General features: G+C 34.7%; 17 protein-coding genes. 9 read left to right on the top strand and 8 right to left on the bottom strand.

Features of this window, described 5'->3' with window-relative positions:
* Positions 1-197: 197 nt before the first annotated feature.
* Positions 198-704: a hypothetical protein gene (locus tag BW942_RS08795; protein ID WP_001051299.1), complete on the top strand. Its 507-nt coding sequence runs from the start codon at positions 198-200 to the stop codon at positions 702-704.
* Between the two features lie 22 nt (positions 705-726).
* Positions 727-1,314, top strand: a complete 588-nt coding sequence (locus BW942_RS08790; protein ID WP_001084413.1) for a DUF1963 domain-containing protein — start codon at positions 727-729, stop codon at positions 1,312-1,314.
* Between the two features lie 191 nt (positions 1,315-1,505).
* On the opposite strand, the gene BW942_RS08785 is transcribed toward BW942_RS08790, so the two are convergent.
* The 3 genes from BW942_RS08785 to BW942_RS08775 form a co-directional block, all read right to left on the bottom strand.
* Positions 1,506-1,805: a HEPN domain-containing protein gene (locus tag BW942_RS08785; RefSeq protein ID WP_229309471.1), complete on the bottom strand. Its 300-nt coding sequence runs from the start codon at positions 1,803-1,805 to the stop codon at positions 1,506-1,508.
* Positions 1,806-1,885: 80 nt separating this feature from the next.
* The gene (locus BW942_RS08780) at positions 1,886-2,194 is read right to left on the bottom strand and encodes a nucleotidyltransferase domain-containing protein (protein WP_000362472.1); all 309 of its coding nucleotides are present in this window, start codon (positions 2,192-2,194) and stop codon (positions 1,886-1,888) included.
* 105 nt (positions 2,195-2,299) lie between these two features.
* Complete coding sequence (locus BW942_RS08775) at positions 2,300-3,043, bottom strand: class I SAM-dependent DNA methyltransferase (RefSeq protein WP_000780983.1); 744 nt, start codon at positions 3,041-3,043, stop codon at positions 2,300-2,302.
* 59 nt (positions 3,044-3,102) lie between these two features.
* Between BW942_RS08775 and BW942_RS08770 the strand changes: the two genes are divergently transcribed.
* Complete coding sequence (locus tag BW942_RS08770) at positions 3,103-4,257, top strand: hypothetical protein (protein WP_000701809.1); 1,155 nt, start codon at positions 3,103-3,105, stop codon at positions 4,255-4,257.
* Positions 4,248-4,760, top strand: a complete 513-nt coding sequence (locus BW942_RS08765) for a chemotaxis protein CheX (protein ID WP_000116541.1) — start codon at positions 4,248-4,250, stop codon at positions 4,758-4,760. The genes BW942_RS08770 and BW942_RS08765 overlap by 10 nt, the downstream gene beginning before the upstream one ends.
* A gap of 72 nt (positions 4,761-4,832) precedes the next feature.
* Here BW942_RS08765 and BW942_RS08760 read toward each other — a convergent pair whose 3' ends face one another.
* Together BW942_RS08760 and BW942_RS08755 are read right to left on the bottom strand one after the other, a co-directional pair.
* Positions 4,833-5,486: a hypothetical protein gene (locus BW942_RS08760; RefSeq protein ID WP_001068316.1), complete on the bottom strand. Its 654-nt coding sequence runs from the start codon at positions 5,484-5,486 to the stop codon at positions 4,833-4,835.
* Positions 5,487-5,516: 30 nt separating this feature from the next.
* Positions 5,517-5,783, bottom strand: coding sequence for a hypothetical protein (locus BW942_RS08755; RefSeq protein WP_000333680.1), 267 nt, complete (start codon positions 5,781-5,783; stop codon positions 5,517-5,519).
* 709 nt (positions 5,784-6,492) lie between these two features.
* On the opposite strand from BW942_RS08755, the gene BW942_RS08750 reads away from it, so the two are divergent.
* The 3 genes from BW942_RS08750 to BW942_RS08740 all read left to right on the top strand — a co-directional run bounded on the left by BW942_RS08750 (position 6,493) and on the right by BW942_RS08740 (position 10,700).
* The gene (locus BW942_RS08750) at positions 6,493-7,761 is read left to right on the top strand and encodes a tetratricopeptide repeat protein (protein WP_001050103.1); all 1,269 of its coding nucleotides are present in this window, start codon (positions 6,493-6,495) and stop codon (positions 7,759-7,761) included.
* Between the two features lie 99 nt (positions 7,762-7,860).
* A complete protein-coding gene (locus tag BW942_RS08745) occupies positions 7,861-8,907 on the top strand; it encodes an alpha/beta hydrolase family protein (RefSeq protein WP_001132139.1) in 1,047 nt (348 codons plus the stop codon).
* Between the two features lie 293 nt (positions 8,908-9,200).
* Positions 9,201-10,700, top strand: a complete 1,500-nt coding sequence (locus BW942_RS08740) for a flagellar assembly protein A (RefSeq protein WP_000993253.1) — start codon at positions 9,201-9,203, stop codon at positions 10,698-10,700.
* Positions 10,701-10,781: 81 nt separating this feature from the next.
* Here the strand turns inward: BW942_RS08740 and BW942_RS21715 are convergent, their stop codons facing one another.
* Together BW942_RS21715 and mtnA are read right to left on the bottom strand one after the other, a co-directional pair.
* Complete coding sequence (locus BW942_RS21715) at positions 10,782-10,922, bottom strand: hypothetical protein (protein ID WP_002085324.1); 141 nt, start codon at positions 10,920-10,922, stop codon at positions 10,782-10,784.
* Positions 10,923-11,862: 940 nt separating this feature from the next.
* Positions 11,863-12,957 carry an S-methyl-5-thioribose-1-phosphate isomerase gene (gene mtnA / locus BW942_RS08725; RefSeq protein WP_001158185.1) on the bottom strand — a complete coding sequence of 365 codons (1,095 nt, stop codon included), beginning with the start codon at positions 12,955-12,957 and terminating at the stop codon, positions 11,863-11,865.
* A gap of 56 nt (positions 12,958-13,013) precedes the next feature.
* On the opposite strand from mtnA, the gene BW942_RS08720 reads away from it, so the two are divergent.
* Positions 13,014-14,081, top strand: a complete 1,068-nt coding sequence (locus BW942_RS08720; protein ID WP_002971320.1) for a rhomboid family intramembrane serine protease — start codon at positions 13,014-13,016, stop codon at positions 14,079-14,081.
* 204 nt (positions 14,082-14,285) lie between these two features.
* Positions 14,286-14,750: an LIC11177 family protein gene (locus BW942_RS08715; RefSeq protein WP_000068280.1), complete on the top strand. Its 465-nt coding sequence runs from the start codon at positions 14,286-14,288 to the stop codon at positions 14,748-14,750.
* Positions 14,751-14,981: 231 nt separating this feature from the next.
* Here BW942_RS08715 and BW942_RS08710 read toward each other — a convergent pair whose 3' ends face one another.
* Positions 14,982-15,884 (bottom strand): SH3 domain-containing protein, encoded by a 903-nt coding sequence (locus BW942_RS08710; RefSeq protein ID WP_000875156.1) that lies wholly within the window; start codon positions 15,882-15,884, stop codon positions 14,982-14,984.
* Positions 15,885-16,004 lie beyond the last annotated feature (120 nt).

Below are 16,004 nucleotides of genomic sequence, written 5' to 3'. Positions count from 1 at the left end.
TTTTTCTATCGAGGACGGATTCAAGATGGAAAAAAGCTAAAATCGAATCTCGTTAGAGATCACAATTGACAAAGGTGAAGTCGTTACGATCTTTGTCGAAGATTGTTGTTTCTCGTTACTTTTATTGTTAAAAAATTGACTTTTCAAATGAATTATAAGCTATATCACAAGTGGCCTTAGAGCCAAAGGAAGGAACGATGGCAAAAGAATATTTTGGAGTAACTATACTGAGTGGTCTTGATCATCTATATATTAAAGAAAAGGATCTAGGTATTCTCCGAAGGATTGCGGGAGAATTGAGTGAAAATATAGAATTAAAAGGTAGAATAGAGCGCGAGATCCTTGAGATAGAAATGACAAATAAAGAAAGTCCTAAAAACTCCGACCCTATTGCAATGGATTCCATTAGTGACGGTTGCCTTCTCATGTCTGAACCAATAATGGTTGTTCTTGAAGAACTTGGGTTTAAAGATTTTAAAGCGTTACCTGTTATTTTAAATCATAAGTCCACCAAAAGAAATTTGAATTTTTGGCTTTTTAAATGCTCTGAACAATTGAAATTCCCTTTACAAAAGGAAGTAATATGTTTCCAAGCGGCCAGGAGTACTATGGTATATTTCAACAAAACTGCTAAAGAAAAAATAGAAGCTTTAAGTCCAAATTGTATAAAATTTGTAGTTCCTTATAATATTAATGAATTCTAAACTCAATTAGGAAAATAAAAAAATGAATTCAATTGGCCTGAATTTTGACCTGATAGGCGAACTAAAATTGGGGCAATCAAAATTTGGAGGAAACCCCGATTTACCTGAAAGCTTATCTTATCCTAAAAGTGAAAACGGTTATGACATTCCTTTCCTATGCCAATTGAATCTCGGTGAATTTGATAATGAAATAACATCGGAAGGAATTTTATATTTTTTTTGTCAACTTGATGATACAACCGAGTATGGTGTTGTTCTTTTTTCAAAAGATACAAAATCTTTAATTCCATCAGATTGCCAACATCTTGATCTTGATGTCGGAATTACATACCCATTAACCGAAAGGGCTATTTCTTTTAAAGAGTTTGAGGAGTTACCTGAAGACGATGAGAACTATTACGAAGTAATGGGAAGATCCAGAATTGGCGGAAGCATATTGAAAGCCGGAGCCGATTATAGCAAGGATGGAAGGGTTTCGTTATTACAGTTTAATAGCAATGAGATCGAAGAACTCCAAGGTGAAGTGGAAGAGTTTATTCATTTTTTTATTGATTCAACCGATCTAATATCTTTAAATTTTACTAATATTTTTGTAACAAGTCAGCATTAGTCCCAACCTTGCACGAAATAGCAATCATACAAAATCCCGTCTCATATTCTCTTGATGTTTGGGTTTGCGATGTTGATCACGTACATAAACCTTGTTTTTTCGATGGAAGGCTATTACAATGTACAAAAAGACAAGAAAATGATCCTGCAAGATCTCGCGCATAGAGTAAACTGTAATAGTCAAGATTAGAATTATTTTTTAAGAATTGCCTCGGCCCAATCGAAAGTTTGCTGTGCTAGAAAAATTGCAGTTTTATATTCACTCAAAAGAATTTCTTCGTAATCTCCCGGGTAACGAGTTGAAACTGCATAATCGGTGAGTATTGGTAAGTCTTTGAAAAAATTAGGTTTTTCAATTTCTTGTGGTAATGACGCAATAAGATTTTTGATATTATGAGTAAATTTAAAGTTCACTTTAGATTGAATTAAAATCGCCTTTATCGATTTTTCTACAGATTGTTGTGCTTGATAACACAATTGATTGAGAAGTATTTCTTTAGAATCATAAAATTTAGATAATAGTAGGTCGCTTTTTGCGTGGGTTAACCAAACAAATTGGAGAGCTCGGATCGTTATGAAGCATAGAGTTCTATTCCATCTTTAAGGGCATAAAAATAGACGAGATGAGGAAAATTAGAATATTTTTCGATTGTTTCTTCTGTAGCTACAATGAAGTCGTAAGGTTTGTCAACATTTTCTATGTTTTGATACAAGAATTGAGCAATTGCTCTCTTATTCGTTCCATTCTGCATCAGGATCAAGATATCGTAGTCGCTCTGGTCATTCGCGGTACCATTGGCTCTAGACCCAAAAAGAATTATTTTTCGAGGGTGTACAAGAGCGACGATTTGCTCTTTTAAATTTTCTAAATCTAGATCCATGAACCAAGAATCGCACAACTAATTTAAAAAATCAAGTAGATGTTAAAAATCGTTTTTAAGAGAATCTGTTGCTGAAAGATAAAAGAAAAATAAATTTATCTAAAACTAAGAACTCTTTTTTTTCAAAACGAGAATCATTCTACCCGCAGAGTTTTTGAATTTAGATTCGTTAAAACCGGAATAAACATGCATAATTTCAAATTTATGTCTTAGAATCATTTTCTCGATTTCGGGAAGATAGAAAACACGCATAACGTGTTTATCTCTTACTTCCTTAGTATTGATTTGATAGATGTAATTGACTTCCACCATGGTAGAGGTATCTGCTCTAACCAGACGAAAGCCTCTGTTTCTCTGAATCGTAGCGTTTTGGGATTTAATTTGAGCCACGGGAGAAATCGGTTTTCTTTTGATTGCTCTAAGAGGTTCTGCATTCCAAACTTCAAGAATTGCTAAACCTGCTGGTTTTAGATTTTGTTCTATAAGTTTGAGAGTAGCATCTATTTCTTCGTTCGTCAAAAGATAGTTAAACGAGCCAAATAAACTTACTACACAATCCAGAAGGGCTCCGGATTGATAGGATTGCATGGGAGAAACGTCAAACTTACAATGAGAATATCTTTTTTTAGCGACTTCGATCATTTTAGAGGAAGAATCGATGCCTTTCGGTCTGTAACCTAAAGATTGAAAATAGCGTACATGTTCTCCGGTACCGCAACCCATATCTAAAATGGACATGATCCTGTGTTTTCTAAAAATACGATCTAAAAATCTGGCTTCCGAATCAATCTTACGAGATGGTTTTTCGATATCGAAGTAGAATTCTGCTAGTTCATTGTATAACTTCATAAAAATTAATTCAGAGGTCTGGGAATTTACCCGTTAAATATATTAACGGCAGTCTGCTTATGAAAATCCAATATTTAGGAATCATTTTCATTTTTTTTAGTTGTACTTTTGATGTACATACAAACATCAATAAAAATCTATTTACCGGAGATACGTTGGTTTTCGGTGGAATTTCGATTTCTCTTTTACTTTTGTTTGGTCTTGTTCTTAAGGAAAGTTCACAAAAAACTTCCGGTCGTTCTTTAAGCGAACAAAACGAAAAGAAAACAGATTCGGCGATGGAAATAGTAAATGCTCACGATACAATTTCAGATTTAGAAGTTGGTTTAGAAAAAATAAAAGCCGAAAGTTCTGATTTAAAAAACGAAACAAAAACAGAAAAAAATATAAATTCTGAAATTCTAAGGACTAACCAAACTCGGATCGATAAAATTTGGAAACGGGAAGTGCCGACTCATCCTGAGTTGATCCGCGCTCATCAGAAATTTTTGGAAAAACTTGGATCTAAACTAAACGGAGCGGAAATTTATTTTTTAAGCGGAGAAGTATCTTTTCTTTTGGCTTCTAGAAAAGGAAAAGTTTTTCATATTCCTGAATCTCCAGAAGAAAATATTTTAACTAAAAAAAGTATAGAAGAAATCGCGGAAGGAAGAATCTCTTTTTCGGATCGTTCCATAATGATTCCATTGGGGACCGCTCAACCTTTTGGTTATCTCCAAATATCTCAAAACGAATGGAGTCAATTAGAATCAAGAGAGTTTCAATCCTGGAAGGAGGAATACGAGGAACAAGTTTCTATACAATTTGAGTCTTCTGATCCGGAAACTGGTTTCGGAAATTTACACGCGTTCGAATTAGATAAAGTTCGTGTAGATGAGAATATTCTAATTCTTGCAAGTATTCAAACTGATTCACCGTATCCTTACGTTTTAAAATGGATTTCTTTATGGACATCCAAATTATTACATAAACAGGTACGTTTTTATAGGATTCGAAAAGATAGATTGGCTTTTTTTGTTTCTCCGGAAGAATGGGATTTTTTTAGTAAAAATCTAAACGAACTCGTTGAATCCTTACAAAAAGAAAATCATCTGGTGGATCTCAATTTGGGAGTTTCCATTTTAGAGGAAAGTAGAGAAGAATGGTCGTCTAACGCAAGAAAGGCGCTTGGACTTTCCATAGAAGAAGGTCCGAACCGGTATATTTGTCTGTGAGTATAGATCCGTTACTCGACGAAAAATTCATTCTTACGATTTCTCAGATCTTTCCAGAATATCTGGATAAAACTTTGAACGTAACCGCGATAAGGGAAGCGTTTGGTCCTTCCAAAAACGAGGGACTCTGTTACGAAAATTGTACAATGGTAGAATTTAAAGGAGAAATAGAAGGAAAACTATTTCTCGCGATGGATGGTTATACAAAATTAAAGCTGCTTCCTATGGTGGCTAAATCTTTTCACATAGATCCTACTGTAAGAGCGGACGCGCCTTCTATTTTGATGGAGTTTGCCAATCAAATTTGTGGTTTATTAATTACAGAAATAAAACTAGGAAGATTTAAAACTGATCTTTTGCCGCCGGAGATGCTCAATCATAAATTGATACCGGTGGATTTAGAAACTTATAGACAATATATACTGATCTATTTCTTAAAAGACTTAAAAGCAAAACAATACTTAGGAAGAGTATATTTAATTTTACTCATGAAGAAATTTTAGGGATTTGTTAAGTTGTTTTGATCAAAAGATTTTCGGATTTGCTTCTTGGAAATGTTTACCTGCGATGAAATCTTACATGAACTCGAAGAACTCAAGGGCGAAAATCCAAGCGGCGAAATTAAAACATAATAAAAATGCGTAGAAGCTCCATGATAAGTCCCTTTGGAAGAGTGCTTTGATAGCATGACCCAAAATTCCAATCGCAGTAGTTCCTAAGCCGATTTGGAAACTAAAGAATAGATCTTTTGTCCAAAAATACGCACAGCACGTTACAATCGGTATTCCTCCGAACGTTGCAATATTAAAGATAAAGTTTATTAAAAACGCTAAAAAGTTTTCAGGAACTTTTTCTGGCTCTGGCTCTAAGTTTTTTTTGTAATTCTGGTTTCGTTTTTGGAGATAATACGTATAGGAATTGTGAAGGAAAATTATCATAAACGAAATTAAAAATACCGCAATCAGCATAAACACAAGACTGGCGTTGAGTAGTTCAAAAACAAAATCGTCGGCTTCGCCGATGAACCGATTGGGACCGGGTTGTAATCTTGCTTGATATTCGATAAAAAATAATTGGATCGCTACAAACGTTGATGTTAACCCCGGAGTGAACACACCTAACATAAGACCGACTTCGAATTTGAAATAATTTCCGATTATCCAGCCTAAGAAGATGCCAATTGCAATGCTTCCAAAAAAATAAAGTAGCCCGATGCTTATGGGATTCATTCAATTTCCCCTATATAAATTTAAAAACAATTAACTTTTCAATATGATTTGCGGGCAACAAGCGGATTTCCCGATCACAAAAACTTGGAATACTAAGTGGCTCTTTTTATCTACTTCCGTTCTATGTTCAGCAATTTCCAATTTTCCGCAAGTTGAATTCTCTGCAACGTGGTCTGATACGAATGATGATAAAAGACTTTGAGCGGATGAGGTTGAATCTCCCCGGTTGTCTTTGGCCGTTTTAGTTTCAAATCTGAAACTCGAAAAACAATGAAGATATAAAAGATAAAAACACAAAGATAACGGTGATAGCAAACGTTCCAACGCACCAGAATATAGTGGCCCGAGGATCGATCAACGCTTTGATTGAATGCGCGAATATTCCGATTGCAGAAACCATCGTTCCGATTTGAAGTGCAAGAAGTATTCCCTAAAAAAGTGGAAAGAATCCAATTTAGAATATAAAAAAAGGATAAAGATCAGATTTCCGAATTCTTGTTGCTTTTGGGATCATATGGGATCTGCGACATTAGGTGTTCGTTGTTATCAGCAATTTAATTGCTTTGAGAATTCATTCGCATTTCGTGTTCTACTATGGAAGTAATAGTAATAATACTCATATTTGGGGGAGCGTTCGTATCGTTCGCTTGGCTTTTTTTATATGTTAAAATTTGAGAAGCGCAAGATTCGCATCTCAGTTTTTGGTTAAACATCGGTCTAGTGGGAATGGTAGTTATCGGTTGGCTTTACGTATCAGCTCAAGAGGATTGTATATGCTTTTAGTTTCGGGATTCCTTTTCTTACATACTTTACTATGTTTATTTTTACTCCTACCGAAAAAACGCAATCAAAGTCAAAAACAAGATGAGCCTTGACGTTAGCAGCGACTTTGGAGAACATCTCAAAGGTTTGTAACGTGACGGGCTATTCCGGAGATAGTTTCTATCGTTTTCAAGAGTTATATGAAAAAAGAGAGAGCTTCACTCTCAAGATTTGAGTAGACACAATGAACCTAAAAAGGATTTTTATATTCTTTCTTCTTCTTTGTCAATTACACTGTGCTACGTTTACGGGAACACTTGTCAATAAATGGGTAAAAGATTATTACGAGAGCACTAATATTACCGGAGTTGGCATTGGTTTGGCTGGAGATGGAGCGATTAGTGTTTATATGGGAGTTCAATTTGGATTAGCCTTCGGACTTGCCTATGCCGCTGCTACGATCGTAGCTCTTCCTTTTATTTTTTTCGGACTTTTACAACCTTTGAAAGTTCAGCCTGTACTTTATTTTCCAATATTTTCAAACGACGGTAAGGATTTGAGAGGTCTTTTACAGCATGTTCCGCACGTAATTCCGTTTTATATTCGACCCATCGTAATCCCTTCTCATCCGAAAGAATCGATCGAAAGAGAATTGGCTAAAAGTTTTTTTTCATCCGTGTATTTCAATTTTGACTTTCTTTATTCGTTTCAATATCTCAATTCAATCTCTACTTCTAAAATTTTAGAACATACTTCGATTGAGGAAATTCGAAATGATATACCTCGATTTAGAAAATTATTCAATGAAGACTTCGTATTTATTTCCGAAGCGCGTCTGAAATTCGGAGAATGTAAATTAGAAAAAATTTCTTATAAAGAAATCATGAAGTTCGAGGAACGTCTTTTAAGTAGACCCGTCTATCCTAGAGAGAAGGAAGATCAAGAGGAGACCGGGCTGATGGAAGTTCAAGTGGAAATTAAAACGTATTTAGTTGATTTTAAAAACCAGAAGATAAGATCGTTTGAAATTTCTGAAACCGAAAGAGGATATAATGATTTCGGGCAACGTGCCTGTCCCGATCCAATCCGAGCGGGAAAAATGGCTTTGAAGAACGTAGGTCTTTCTCATACAAGAAAAATCTTTCCACAATGGAAGAAGACGAAACTGAATTTGATCCGAAACGATTCTGATCCGAATGTGCAGAAATTATTGGAGGAAGGCTTCCAGTATTTTGGAAGAGGAGACGATGAGAACCACGAAATCTTTTTAATAAAACCGGAAGCGTTAGAGGTTTGGAAACTCGCCTTGGCCCAATCCGGAAATCGATCCGAGGGCGCGTTTGCAAACATAGCTTACTATTATCTAAACAACGGTTATTTAGAAGAGGCGATCGATTGGTTTCGGAAGGCCGCGGTTGCAAATCCGGATAGAGAAAAATTTTGGAATCTAAGAATCAAAGATATCTTACACAAGAGAGAACAAGTCGAAGTGTATAATGATCTTAACAATTAAAAAATTGAGGATCCCTGAAAACGATTCGTATTGATTCCAATTAAAAAAACATTGGATGAAAAAATTTGTAGAGATTTTTACCAAAGATTAAAATCTGCAATGCCGATGAACTTTTTCAGCGCCATTCGCGGATTCCCATTTTTGATCGATTATTCCGGATTAAAAATTCCAAAACAAGCACACATAACCGAAATTAGTTTGGATTTATCTGGTTCCGTTTCTTTGAGAACAAAGGTTTTGGAAAATCCAGGAAACTCTAAAAAACCAGTGATTTATCTACAACACGGAATGAGTTTTAAAGGAATCGACGATGTTCGAATTTTAGCTTTGGGAAATAATTTAGCCAATCGAGGATTTAGGGTTTATCTTCCAGAACTTACAGAAGTAAAAAATCTTTTGATTCGTTCCGAAACGATTTCCAATATAAGAGCTTCGTTTCTTAAAATTCACGCTTTAGAAAAATGTCCGGTCTCTTATATTTCCGCAAGTTTTTCTGCTGGAATGGGATTTGTCGCTTTGGCGGATTCTGAATGCCAAAAAGTTTTAAACTCAGCGCTTTTGATCGGAAGTTATTCTGATTTCGTAAAAACATTACCTTTCGTATTAAAAAATTATGAAATCGAAAGTTATGCCGTGAACGTGATGATGTATAACTATATTCATCTGATTCGTTCTGAGCCAGAAGGTTTAAAAAAATATTTTTTAGAATCTGCTTTGGACAATGGGCTTTCTAGAAAAGAAGATTCGGTTCAAGGTCCTAAAGTGTTTTTAAATTTGAATGAAGAAGATAAGAATTTCTTAAAAAGGTTTTTAGAAAGTTCTGATTTTAGAAATCAATTGGCGCTTGAAATTAAATCTATTGTTCCGGAAACGTTTGCAAAAGAAACTTCTCCAGCATTTTTTACGGATCATTTTTACAGACCTTGTTTTTTACTTCACGGAGACGATGATCCAGTGATTTCTCCCCAAGAATCCAAAGATCTTAGAAACTTACTTTTGAAAAATGGAAATCAAAAGGTTTCTTTTTTAGAAACGAGTCTACTTACGCATGGGGATCACAGACCGTTTTATTCGGGTCTAAACGAAATTTTACCTATGGCTAAGTTTTGGGGAGAGTATTTAAATTCAGTAAATCTTCTCTTTTGAATGTGGATTTTTAGATCGTTTTTCGTCTTAGCTTAGTTAATTCCAATTTTGGATTCTTCTTTTTTTTCAGTCCGTTTTCTCTTGGAAAAGTGATAAAATTTTAAGTATAAAACAGAAATGAAGTTTGTTGTTTCTTAAGTGGGTTTCTTTTTTTAGTATAAAATTTCAGTTTTGGGACAGGTATATAAGTAAAAAATAAGTTTCATTTCAACGGAACAATATATATTACATTTGGGTTTCCGATTTCTCGAGAAATAAGAGACTTAGTTTTATGACTGAAAGATTGACATACAATGAATGCGAACGAAGAGCCTATGAATACGCCTACACCAGAATCTCAAATTTCTCCTGTTTCTATTGAATCCGCGATTACGATTGTAGTATCCACGGATCAACTTTCCGCAACGATTACCGTCAGACCTTATAATCTAAAAGGGACGATCTTATCCAAAGATAAACTTTGGGGTGTTATCCAAGATTGGGGAATTCATAGGGATCGGGTTTTAACGGATGAGATTCGAAAAATTTTAAATTTATTAGAGAGAGCGGCGCAAAAGGGGGATTTTACTCCGATTAAAATGGAGGTTGCAAAGGGTGTGGCTCCTGTTCCCGGAGAAAACGGCTGGGTTCGTTTTTATCATCCAATGTCTAAGCGAGTCAAGTTGCTGGAAGATGGTAGGGCCGATTTTAGAAATATAGATCGTTATATTAATGTGAAAGTAGGTGAAAAACTTGCTACTAAATTTGAAGGGATCCCTGGAATTCCAGGTTTTGACGTATTTGGAAATATCATTCCGGCACCTTCGATTAAAAAACCGAAACTTGTAGTTGGGAATCATATCGAAGAAAGAAACGTTATAGAAGAAGGTAAAAATCTTCAGGAGTATTTTGCTTCGAGTAACGGAGTTATCTTTGCTACGGAAGTGTCTATCACCGTATCTCCTGAGTTGCAGATCGCTGGAAATGTAGGACTTTCTACAGGAAACATTCAATTTGATGGAAACGTAATCGTTCGGGGTGATGTAGAGCCTGGTTCCGTTGTTGAATGTACTGGTTCGCTTGTAGTTTATGGAAATTTAGAAAGTAATCAGATCAAGGTAGGACAGGATCTAATTGTTCACGGAGGAATCAAGGGTTCGGGTACTGAAATCATTTTGGTTACTGGACGAATTCAGACTAAGTTTATAGAAAACTCTTACTTGGAAACGGAAGGGGATATAATCGTAGAAGGTGCGATTTTAAATTCTACGATTGATACCTTAGGTTCTATCATTTTGAACGGACAGAATGGTAACCTGGTTTCGAGTAAAATCAGAACCAACGAAGGTATTTCGGTCGTTTCTTTAGGTTCCAGTGCGGAATTGGATGTTACTGTGGAATTGGGATTTCATTTTAAGAACGACCGTTCTTTTCAAGAAATCAGTAGAAAGATTCAAATGGGAGAAAAAGAAATGGAAAAAATTCTCCCTAAGATCCAACAGATCAAACACATGGTTCAACGTTTCAGAGGAAATCTCCCCGAAGATAAAAAGATCGCTTTTAAAGTTGTTTTTGAAGATTATAACAAAAAATTAAAGATTTTGAATATGCTAAAATTCAAACAAGACAGTCTGAAAAGTTCTCGTTTTAACCCGGGTGCCGTAAGACTTGCGGTTCAAAAAGGAGCGTATCCTGGAGCCGTAATTCATTATAGACGGCAGATAGAAAAGATCACTAAGTTTCAGTCTTCTTTTATGATGGTATTTGAACCAGGTCAGGAAAAAGCGATTATGGTCGCTCTTCAAACGAAATAATTTTCTTCTAATTGAATAAAACTTAAGATCAACTACTCAGAATTATAAAATACAAATTGTTTACACTTCAATAACGTAAATTCAGAGTAAGAAGGCTTGGATGAATCCGGCTGCGTTTTCGGCTTCAGTTAATAAATTGTATGAAAGAAACGTAATATGATACTTCGCCTTAAGTTTTAATCTAGAACGCGACCCATAGGAAAGCGTTCTGCTGAGTTCCAAACGCGATCCGTAGAGAGCGTTCTGCTGAGTTCCAAACGCGGACCCATAGGAAAGCGTTTTGCTGAGTTAACGCGATCTGTCGAACGATCCGTGGAGAGTGAGACGCTGAGTTTGAGAGCCATAACCAACCCCACAAATATCGGAAAGAATTAGATTTTTAAATGAAACTTCTCCAAAATAGTAAAGGGGACGTAAAAAGGCTTCAAATGTCGTATAACATAAACAAAACGCCATCCAAGAACAAATAGTAAGAAACAAAATCACCGGAAAGTATCAAAAAATTATAGAAAACACGGTGAAAATTAAATTGAGAGAAAGCTCAAATTTTTTGAAATCCTTTAGATCTCCTTTTTTTAGCCTCAAAATTTGAGTTTTTCCATTTTTTCAGGAACGACTATCTAAAACATTTAGTTAGTGTGAGTTCAGCGTAAGTAACTTTTCTAAAAAAGTTGTGATCTTGATTCCTGAAATGTGGGAACTCCCGCAAATTACGATTTTAGGAACAAATTCTAAAAGTAAAAGTTCCTACATCCATTTTTATGGAAAAATCAGATTTTTATAAAATATTCTTAAATCGAGTTCACGTTATTTATTGGATAAACCTTTCTAAAATCAAAAGAATTATCATCCAAGCCGATTAAAGAATTGGGAACAGAGAATATCAAGTATGGCGACTTTCTAAAAGTAATATTGGTTTACCGTTTTTGAATTTTAGAGTTTTTGAATGTATTCTGAGAAGATTTGAGTTAAGCTTTTCGATCAAAAAAAATCATTGTTGTTGATTATTTTTGTAACAAGATTATACGTTTGGTTGTTTTAAAAAAGTAAAATATTATAATATAAAAAATCAAATTGTCTTTTGTTGCAGTAAAATTCTGAAATTTTACAGAGGAACATAAGTTCGATTTGCTGGATTTTTATAAAAGAGTAAATACAAAACTCAGATTGATTGAAAAATCTTCTTTAGATTTTCTTCCGTAACTGGAGAAACAATTCCTTTTTCTGTGATGATACCAGTAATGAGAGAAGCTGGGGTTACGTCAAAGGATGGATTGAGAGCTTTCATTCCTTTGGGTGCGATCACACCTTCTTTTAAAAGTGGTTTTCCATCAGAGTCTTTTAAAAAACCGAATGAAGTGATTTCTTCTTCCTTTCTCATTTCAATCGGAATATAACTACCATTTGGAATTCTAAAATCCATACTTTTGGCGGTAGCAGCTACGTAAAAAGGAACCCCATGGTGTTTGGCTACAATTGCTAAAGGATAGGTTCCGATTTTATTGGCAGTATCTCCGTTAGAAGCGATTCTATCCGCGCCTACAATAACGGCGTCTATCTTTCTAGAAGACATTACCCAACCGGCCATATTGTCCGTGATCAAAAAAGATTGAATTTTTTCTTCTTGTAATTCCCAAGCAGTTAGGCGAGCTCCTTGTAAGTAAGGTCTGGTTTCGTCTGCAAAAACGGTAAGAGAGTGTCCCGCGTCTCTAAGAGATCGTATAACACCTAACGCGGTTCCGTGTCCTGCAGTAGCCAGGGCTCCCGTATTACAATGGGTGATTATGTTCAAAGAAGAGGGTTGTTTTGGAAAAAGAGAAAGGGCGTATTTAGAAAGTGTCAGATTGTTTTCTAAATCTTCACTGAGCATAAATAGCGCCAATTCTTCTGCACCTTTTTGTATCTCTTCCAAACTAAAGGAAGAATAATTAGATTCTGGAAAACGGGAAGAAAATTCCTCAATGGCGAGTCTTAGATTGACTGCGGTAGGTCTGGATTCTAAAAGTTCTGAAAGTTTTAACTTGAGTTCGGAAAAAGACGGTTTTGAAACAAGACTATTCCAATACAGAGTGATGCCAAAAGCTCCTGTGATTGCAATTGCAGGGGCTCCCCTAACGACCATTTCTCGAATCGCAAAGATACAATCTTCTAAGGTTTTTGCCGTGATGTATGAAGTAGTCCCCGGAAGAACTCTTTGATCTAAAAGTATAAGTTCTTTGTTTTTCCAAAGAATTGGTTTTAGTCCTGATTCCTGCATTTTTTTCTTTCCGACTCTAAAGGTTGAGACACGATTTTTCGATTTAAAGAATGTGATTGAAAAATCATTCTCCTTCTCCCGGAGAATGTGGAAACCCGGGGCAAATTTGCCCCGGATTAGCCTTGCTTGACTCTCTGACCACAATTCGTATTCTATCCAATATGGCAAAAAGAAAATACCGAAACGGAATATCTCTTTTCGGTTATTCCATTTTTCATCCGATTAATTTAATTTTAATTGTAAACGTTCTCGTTTATATCCTTCAGCTTTTTGCCGGTGGGACCGGAATTATAGAATATTATTTTGCGTTAACTCCTTTTAGAGTATTTCACGGACACTATTGGCAGGTTTTTTCATACGGATTTTTACACGAAGCATATGGAATTCCGTTTATACATCTATTTTTTAATATGTATGTATTTGTGATGTTCGGCGGTTTGATCTGTAGATATGTTTCGGCGTGGAAGTTTACGGTTGTATATCTTACTGCAATTTTAACCGGAGGAATTACTGTTTTACTCGCGCCAGTTCTAAATGAAATATTAGGAATTCATTATCCTATGGATCTTTTTCAGACTACAACGTTAGGAGCTATCGGCGGAGTGACAGGGATACTCGTTTTATTCGGAATTTTATTTCCTGAAACGGAGGTATTTCTTGTTTTTTTTAGAATGAAAGCGCGTTATGCGGCTTGGATCTTTGTGGGCGGCGGTTTTGTGGCTGATTTCGTTGCAGTTTATTATTTCCATTCTCCTTTTGTAGTTAGTAATTCCTGTCATTTAGGGGGAGCGATCGGCGCGACTCTAGTGGCTCCTTTGATTTTAAAAAATAATTTCGGAAAGATCTTTCCTAAAAACAAAGATTCGGAGAATACTAAACCTACACGTTCTTTGAACGAAGATTTAGATTTTCAGGCTCAAAAAAATCTGAAATTGTTAGACGAACTTTCTAAAAAAATTTCTTATTCCGATCAGGAAGATATATTGATTCCATTACAACAAACGAATGTAAATTTATGTCCTCCTCCTACTTTTCAACCTGAAGATCCTTTTTGTCTTCGTTGTGATTGGCTTCCTAATTGTGCTTTAAGAAAATTGAAAACGAGTTCAGAAAAAACCCCTTAACTTACCATTTCTAAGTTCTAACTTTTCTATTTCAATGATCCTTGGTTATAAATGTACACTTAAGAAATGTGAATCTTTTTTTAGATTGGGATGAAAAATGGTTTTTTCCCTGAAAATTCGTCTTATAAAATAATAGTAATCGTGGGTATACTTATACCTTCCGATAAGAAAATTGAAAGATGAATTTAAAGCTAGGGTGTAATTGTGGCTCAAAATAAGAAAAGCGCTTTATTCGATATTTTAAAACGTGAGAAATTGGAAAAGATGTTGAAGAGGAATTCTTCTTCTGGACAATCTCAGAGTAATGAAAAACCTCAGACTTCTGTTTCTGAAAATGTTCCCGAAAAATCTTCAACAGAAAAAAAAGAACCTCAAACTTCTAAAATTTATAAAGCCATAGAAGACGTTAAACTAGACATTCGATACTATTTTTTACAGGACGAATACGTTGAAAAATTGGCCTCTATTTATATTAAAAACGAGGGTCCGTTGGAAAAATTAGGAATCGATCCTAAAAAATATCTAGAATATGCAAGAGATAGTTTTGATCGATACAAACAACTCGATAAAAAAATGCCTTTAGAGCCTATGAATAAAAAATCCTGGGATCACGTCGAAAAGAGTTTAAACGAATTAATTACAAAACTACTGGAAAAATTTTCGAAATAAAAATTTTTACACCAAACTCACATTAGTTAAATAAAGAGAGAATCATTTTGTAGTCTAATTTTCTGTAAAAAACTTTCTTATGTTAAAAGGTTGAAGACGGTAAACCGCAAGTGTTTCTGTTCTCCTTTGGAAAACGATCATAGATCGATATTTTAGAGAATTATAATATTCTTAGATTGATATTTTTAGAAAATTTAGTTTTTACCATTTTGTTTTCTATGTATTTGACATCTAACACCCTGTATTCCAATTGGCAGCAACCGGAACTATAAAAAAGTCGTTTATTTTTTCGGATGAAATATATAAATGTTCGTTGGAAACGTTATAATGATCTTTTAAGTCAAAAATAAAATCTAACTCCCCGTCTCCGTCAATATCTCCTGCAAAAACTAAAATAGGTTTTTCGGTTCTGTAAACGCGTGAATCAATGATCATCTCTTCGTTGTTTTTGTGAAGGATTAATTGATAGCCGTTTATTCCGGAGGATTGGACCGGTTTACCTTTAGAAGTAATCCTGTAATTGTCCTTTTCAAAGTTAAAATGATAGGATTTGCCAAATTCTAATTCTAACGGAACTTTTTTAGTAATAGCTGGGAAATTACCTTTTTTGAAAGTAATTCCTTTGATAAGCACGATTGGATTATTTATTACATTTACCTTATAACCTGTTTTAATATTTTCATTTTGGTCTACTACTGTGTCGTGTTCCCTTTTTAGATCGATTGAGATTTGTTTTCTAAGATAACTTTCTTGTTGTAAGTAAATTGCAATCCAATTGGTTGAATCCGATGGAGAAAATGGTAATTCTTCTTCGTGATAGGAAATTGGATGAGCAAAAAATATCTTGGGTATACATTGTATTAAACCGCCGAAGATCCATCCGTCGGATATTTTTACCCAATTGCTTTGAACTTTACGATTTCTTATTTTAATTTCTTCTAAAGTAGAAGTTCTTTCTAAAATTTTTAAAGGAATGGATTGTTTAATAATACGAACTTTTTTTCCGGATGTGTTAGGAGAATCTCTTACTACCACTTCTGGATAAGAAGTAAAACAAGATTCTATTTCTGCAGAAATTAAATTATTTCCAATCAAAAATAATACGAATCCAATGGATGAAAGAATATATTTCATAGGTTTTATATTAAGAGTTTTCTTATATTTAAGTGTCGTCTAACGATAAACAGTGGTTATTTATATTTAAATAACGTTTTATAAAGACTCATTTTTTTTAATGGAATGTAAAACTTATAC

It is taken from the genome of Leptospira interrogans, assembly GCF_900156205.1.
Classification (GTDB): Bacteria; Spirochaetota; Leptospiria; order Leptospirales; family Leptospiraceae; genus Leptospira; species Leptospira interrogans.
The sequence above is the reverse complement of the archived record's forward strand: the minus strand, read 5'-3'. Positions and strand labels throughout refer to the sequence as shown.

Bases quoted from the DNA above. Each gene is read 5' to 3' on its own strand.
- BW942_RS08790 (WP_001084413.1), top strand. From the start codon at position 727: ATGAATTCAATTGGCCTGAATTTTGACCTGATAGGCGAACTAAAATTG.
- BW942_RS08775 (WP_000780983.1), bottom strand. From the start codon at position 3,043: ATGAAGTTATACAATGAACTAGCAGAATTCTACTTCGATATCGAAAAA.
- BW942_RS08760 (WP_001068316.1), bottom strand. From the start codon at position 5,486: ATGAATCCCATAAGCATCGGGCTACTTTATTTTTTTGGAAGCATTGCA.
- BW942_RS08750 (WP_001050103.1), top strand. From the start codon at position 6,493: ATGAACCTAAAAAGGATTTTTATATTCTTTCTTCTTCTTTGTCAATTA.
- BW942_RS08780 (WP_000362472.1), bottom strand. From the start codon at position 2,194: ATGGATCTAGATTTAGAAAATTTAAAAGAGCAAATCGTCGCTCTTGTA.
- BW942_RS08745 (WP_001132139.1), top strand. From the start codon at position 7,861: ATGCCGATGAACTTTTTCAGCGCCATTCGCGGATTCCCATTTTTGATC.
- mtnA (WP_001158185.1), bottom strand. From the start codon at position 12,957: ATGCAGGAATCAGGACTAAAACCAATTCTTTGGAAAAACAAAGAACTT.
- BW942_RS08770 (WP_000701809.1), top strand. From the start codon at position 3,103: ATGAAAATCCAATATTTAGGAATCATTTTCATTTTTTTTAGTTGTACT.
- BW942_RS08795 (WP_001051299.1), top strand. From the start codon at position 198: ATGGCAAAAGAATATTTTGGAGTAACTATACTGAGTGGTCTTGATCAT.
- BW942_RS08710 (WP_000875156.1), bottom strand. From the start codon at position 15,884: ATGAAATATATTCTTTCATCCATTGGATTCGTATTATTTTTGATTGGA.
- BW942_RS08740 (WP_000993253.1), top strand. From the start codon at position 9,201: ATGAATGCGAACGAAGAGCCTATGAATACGCCTACACCAGAATCTCAA.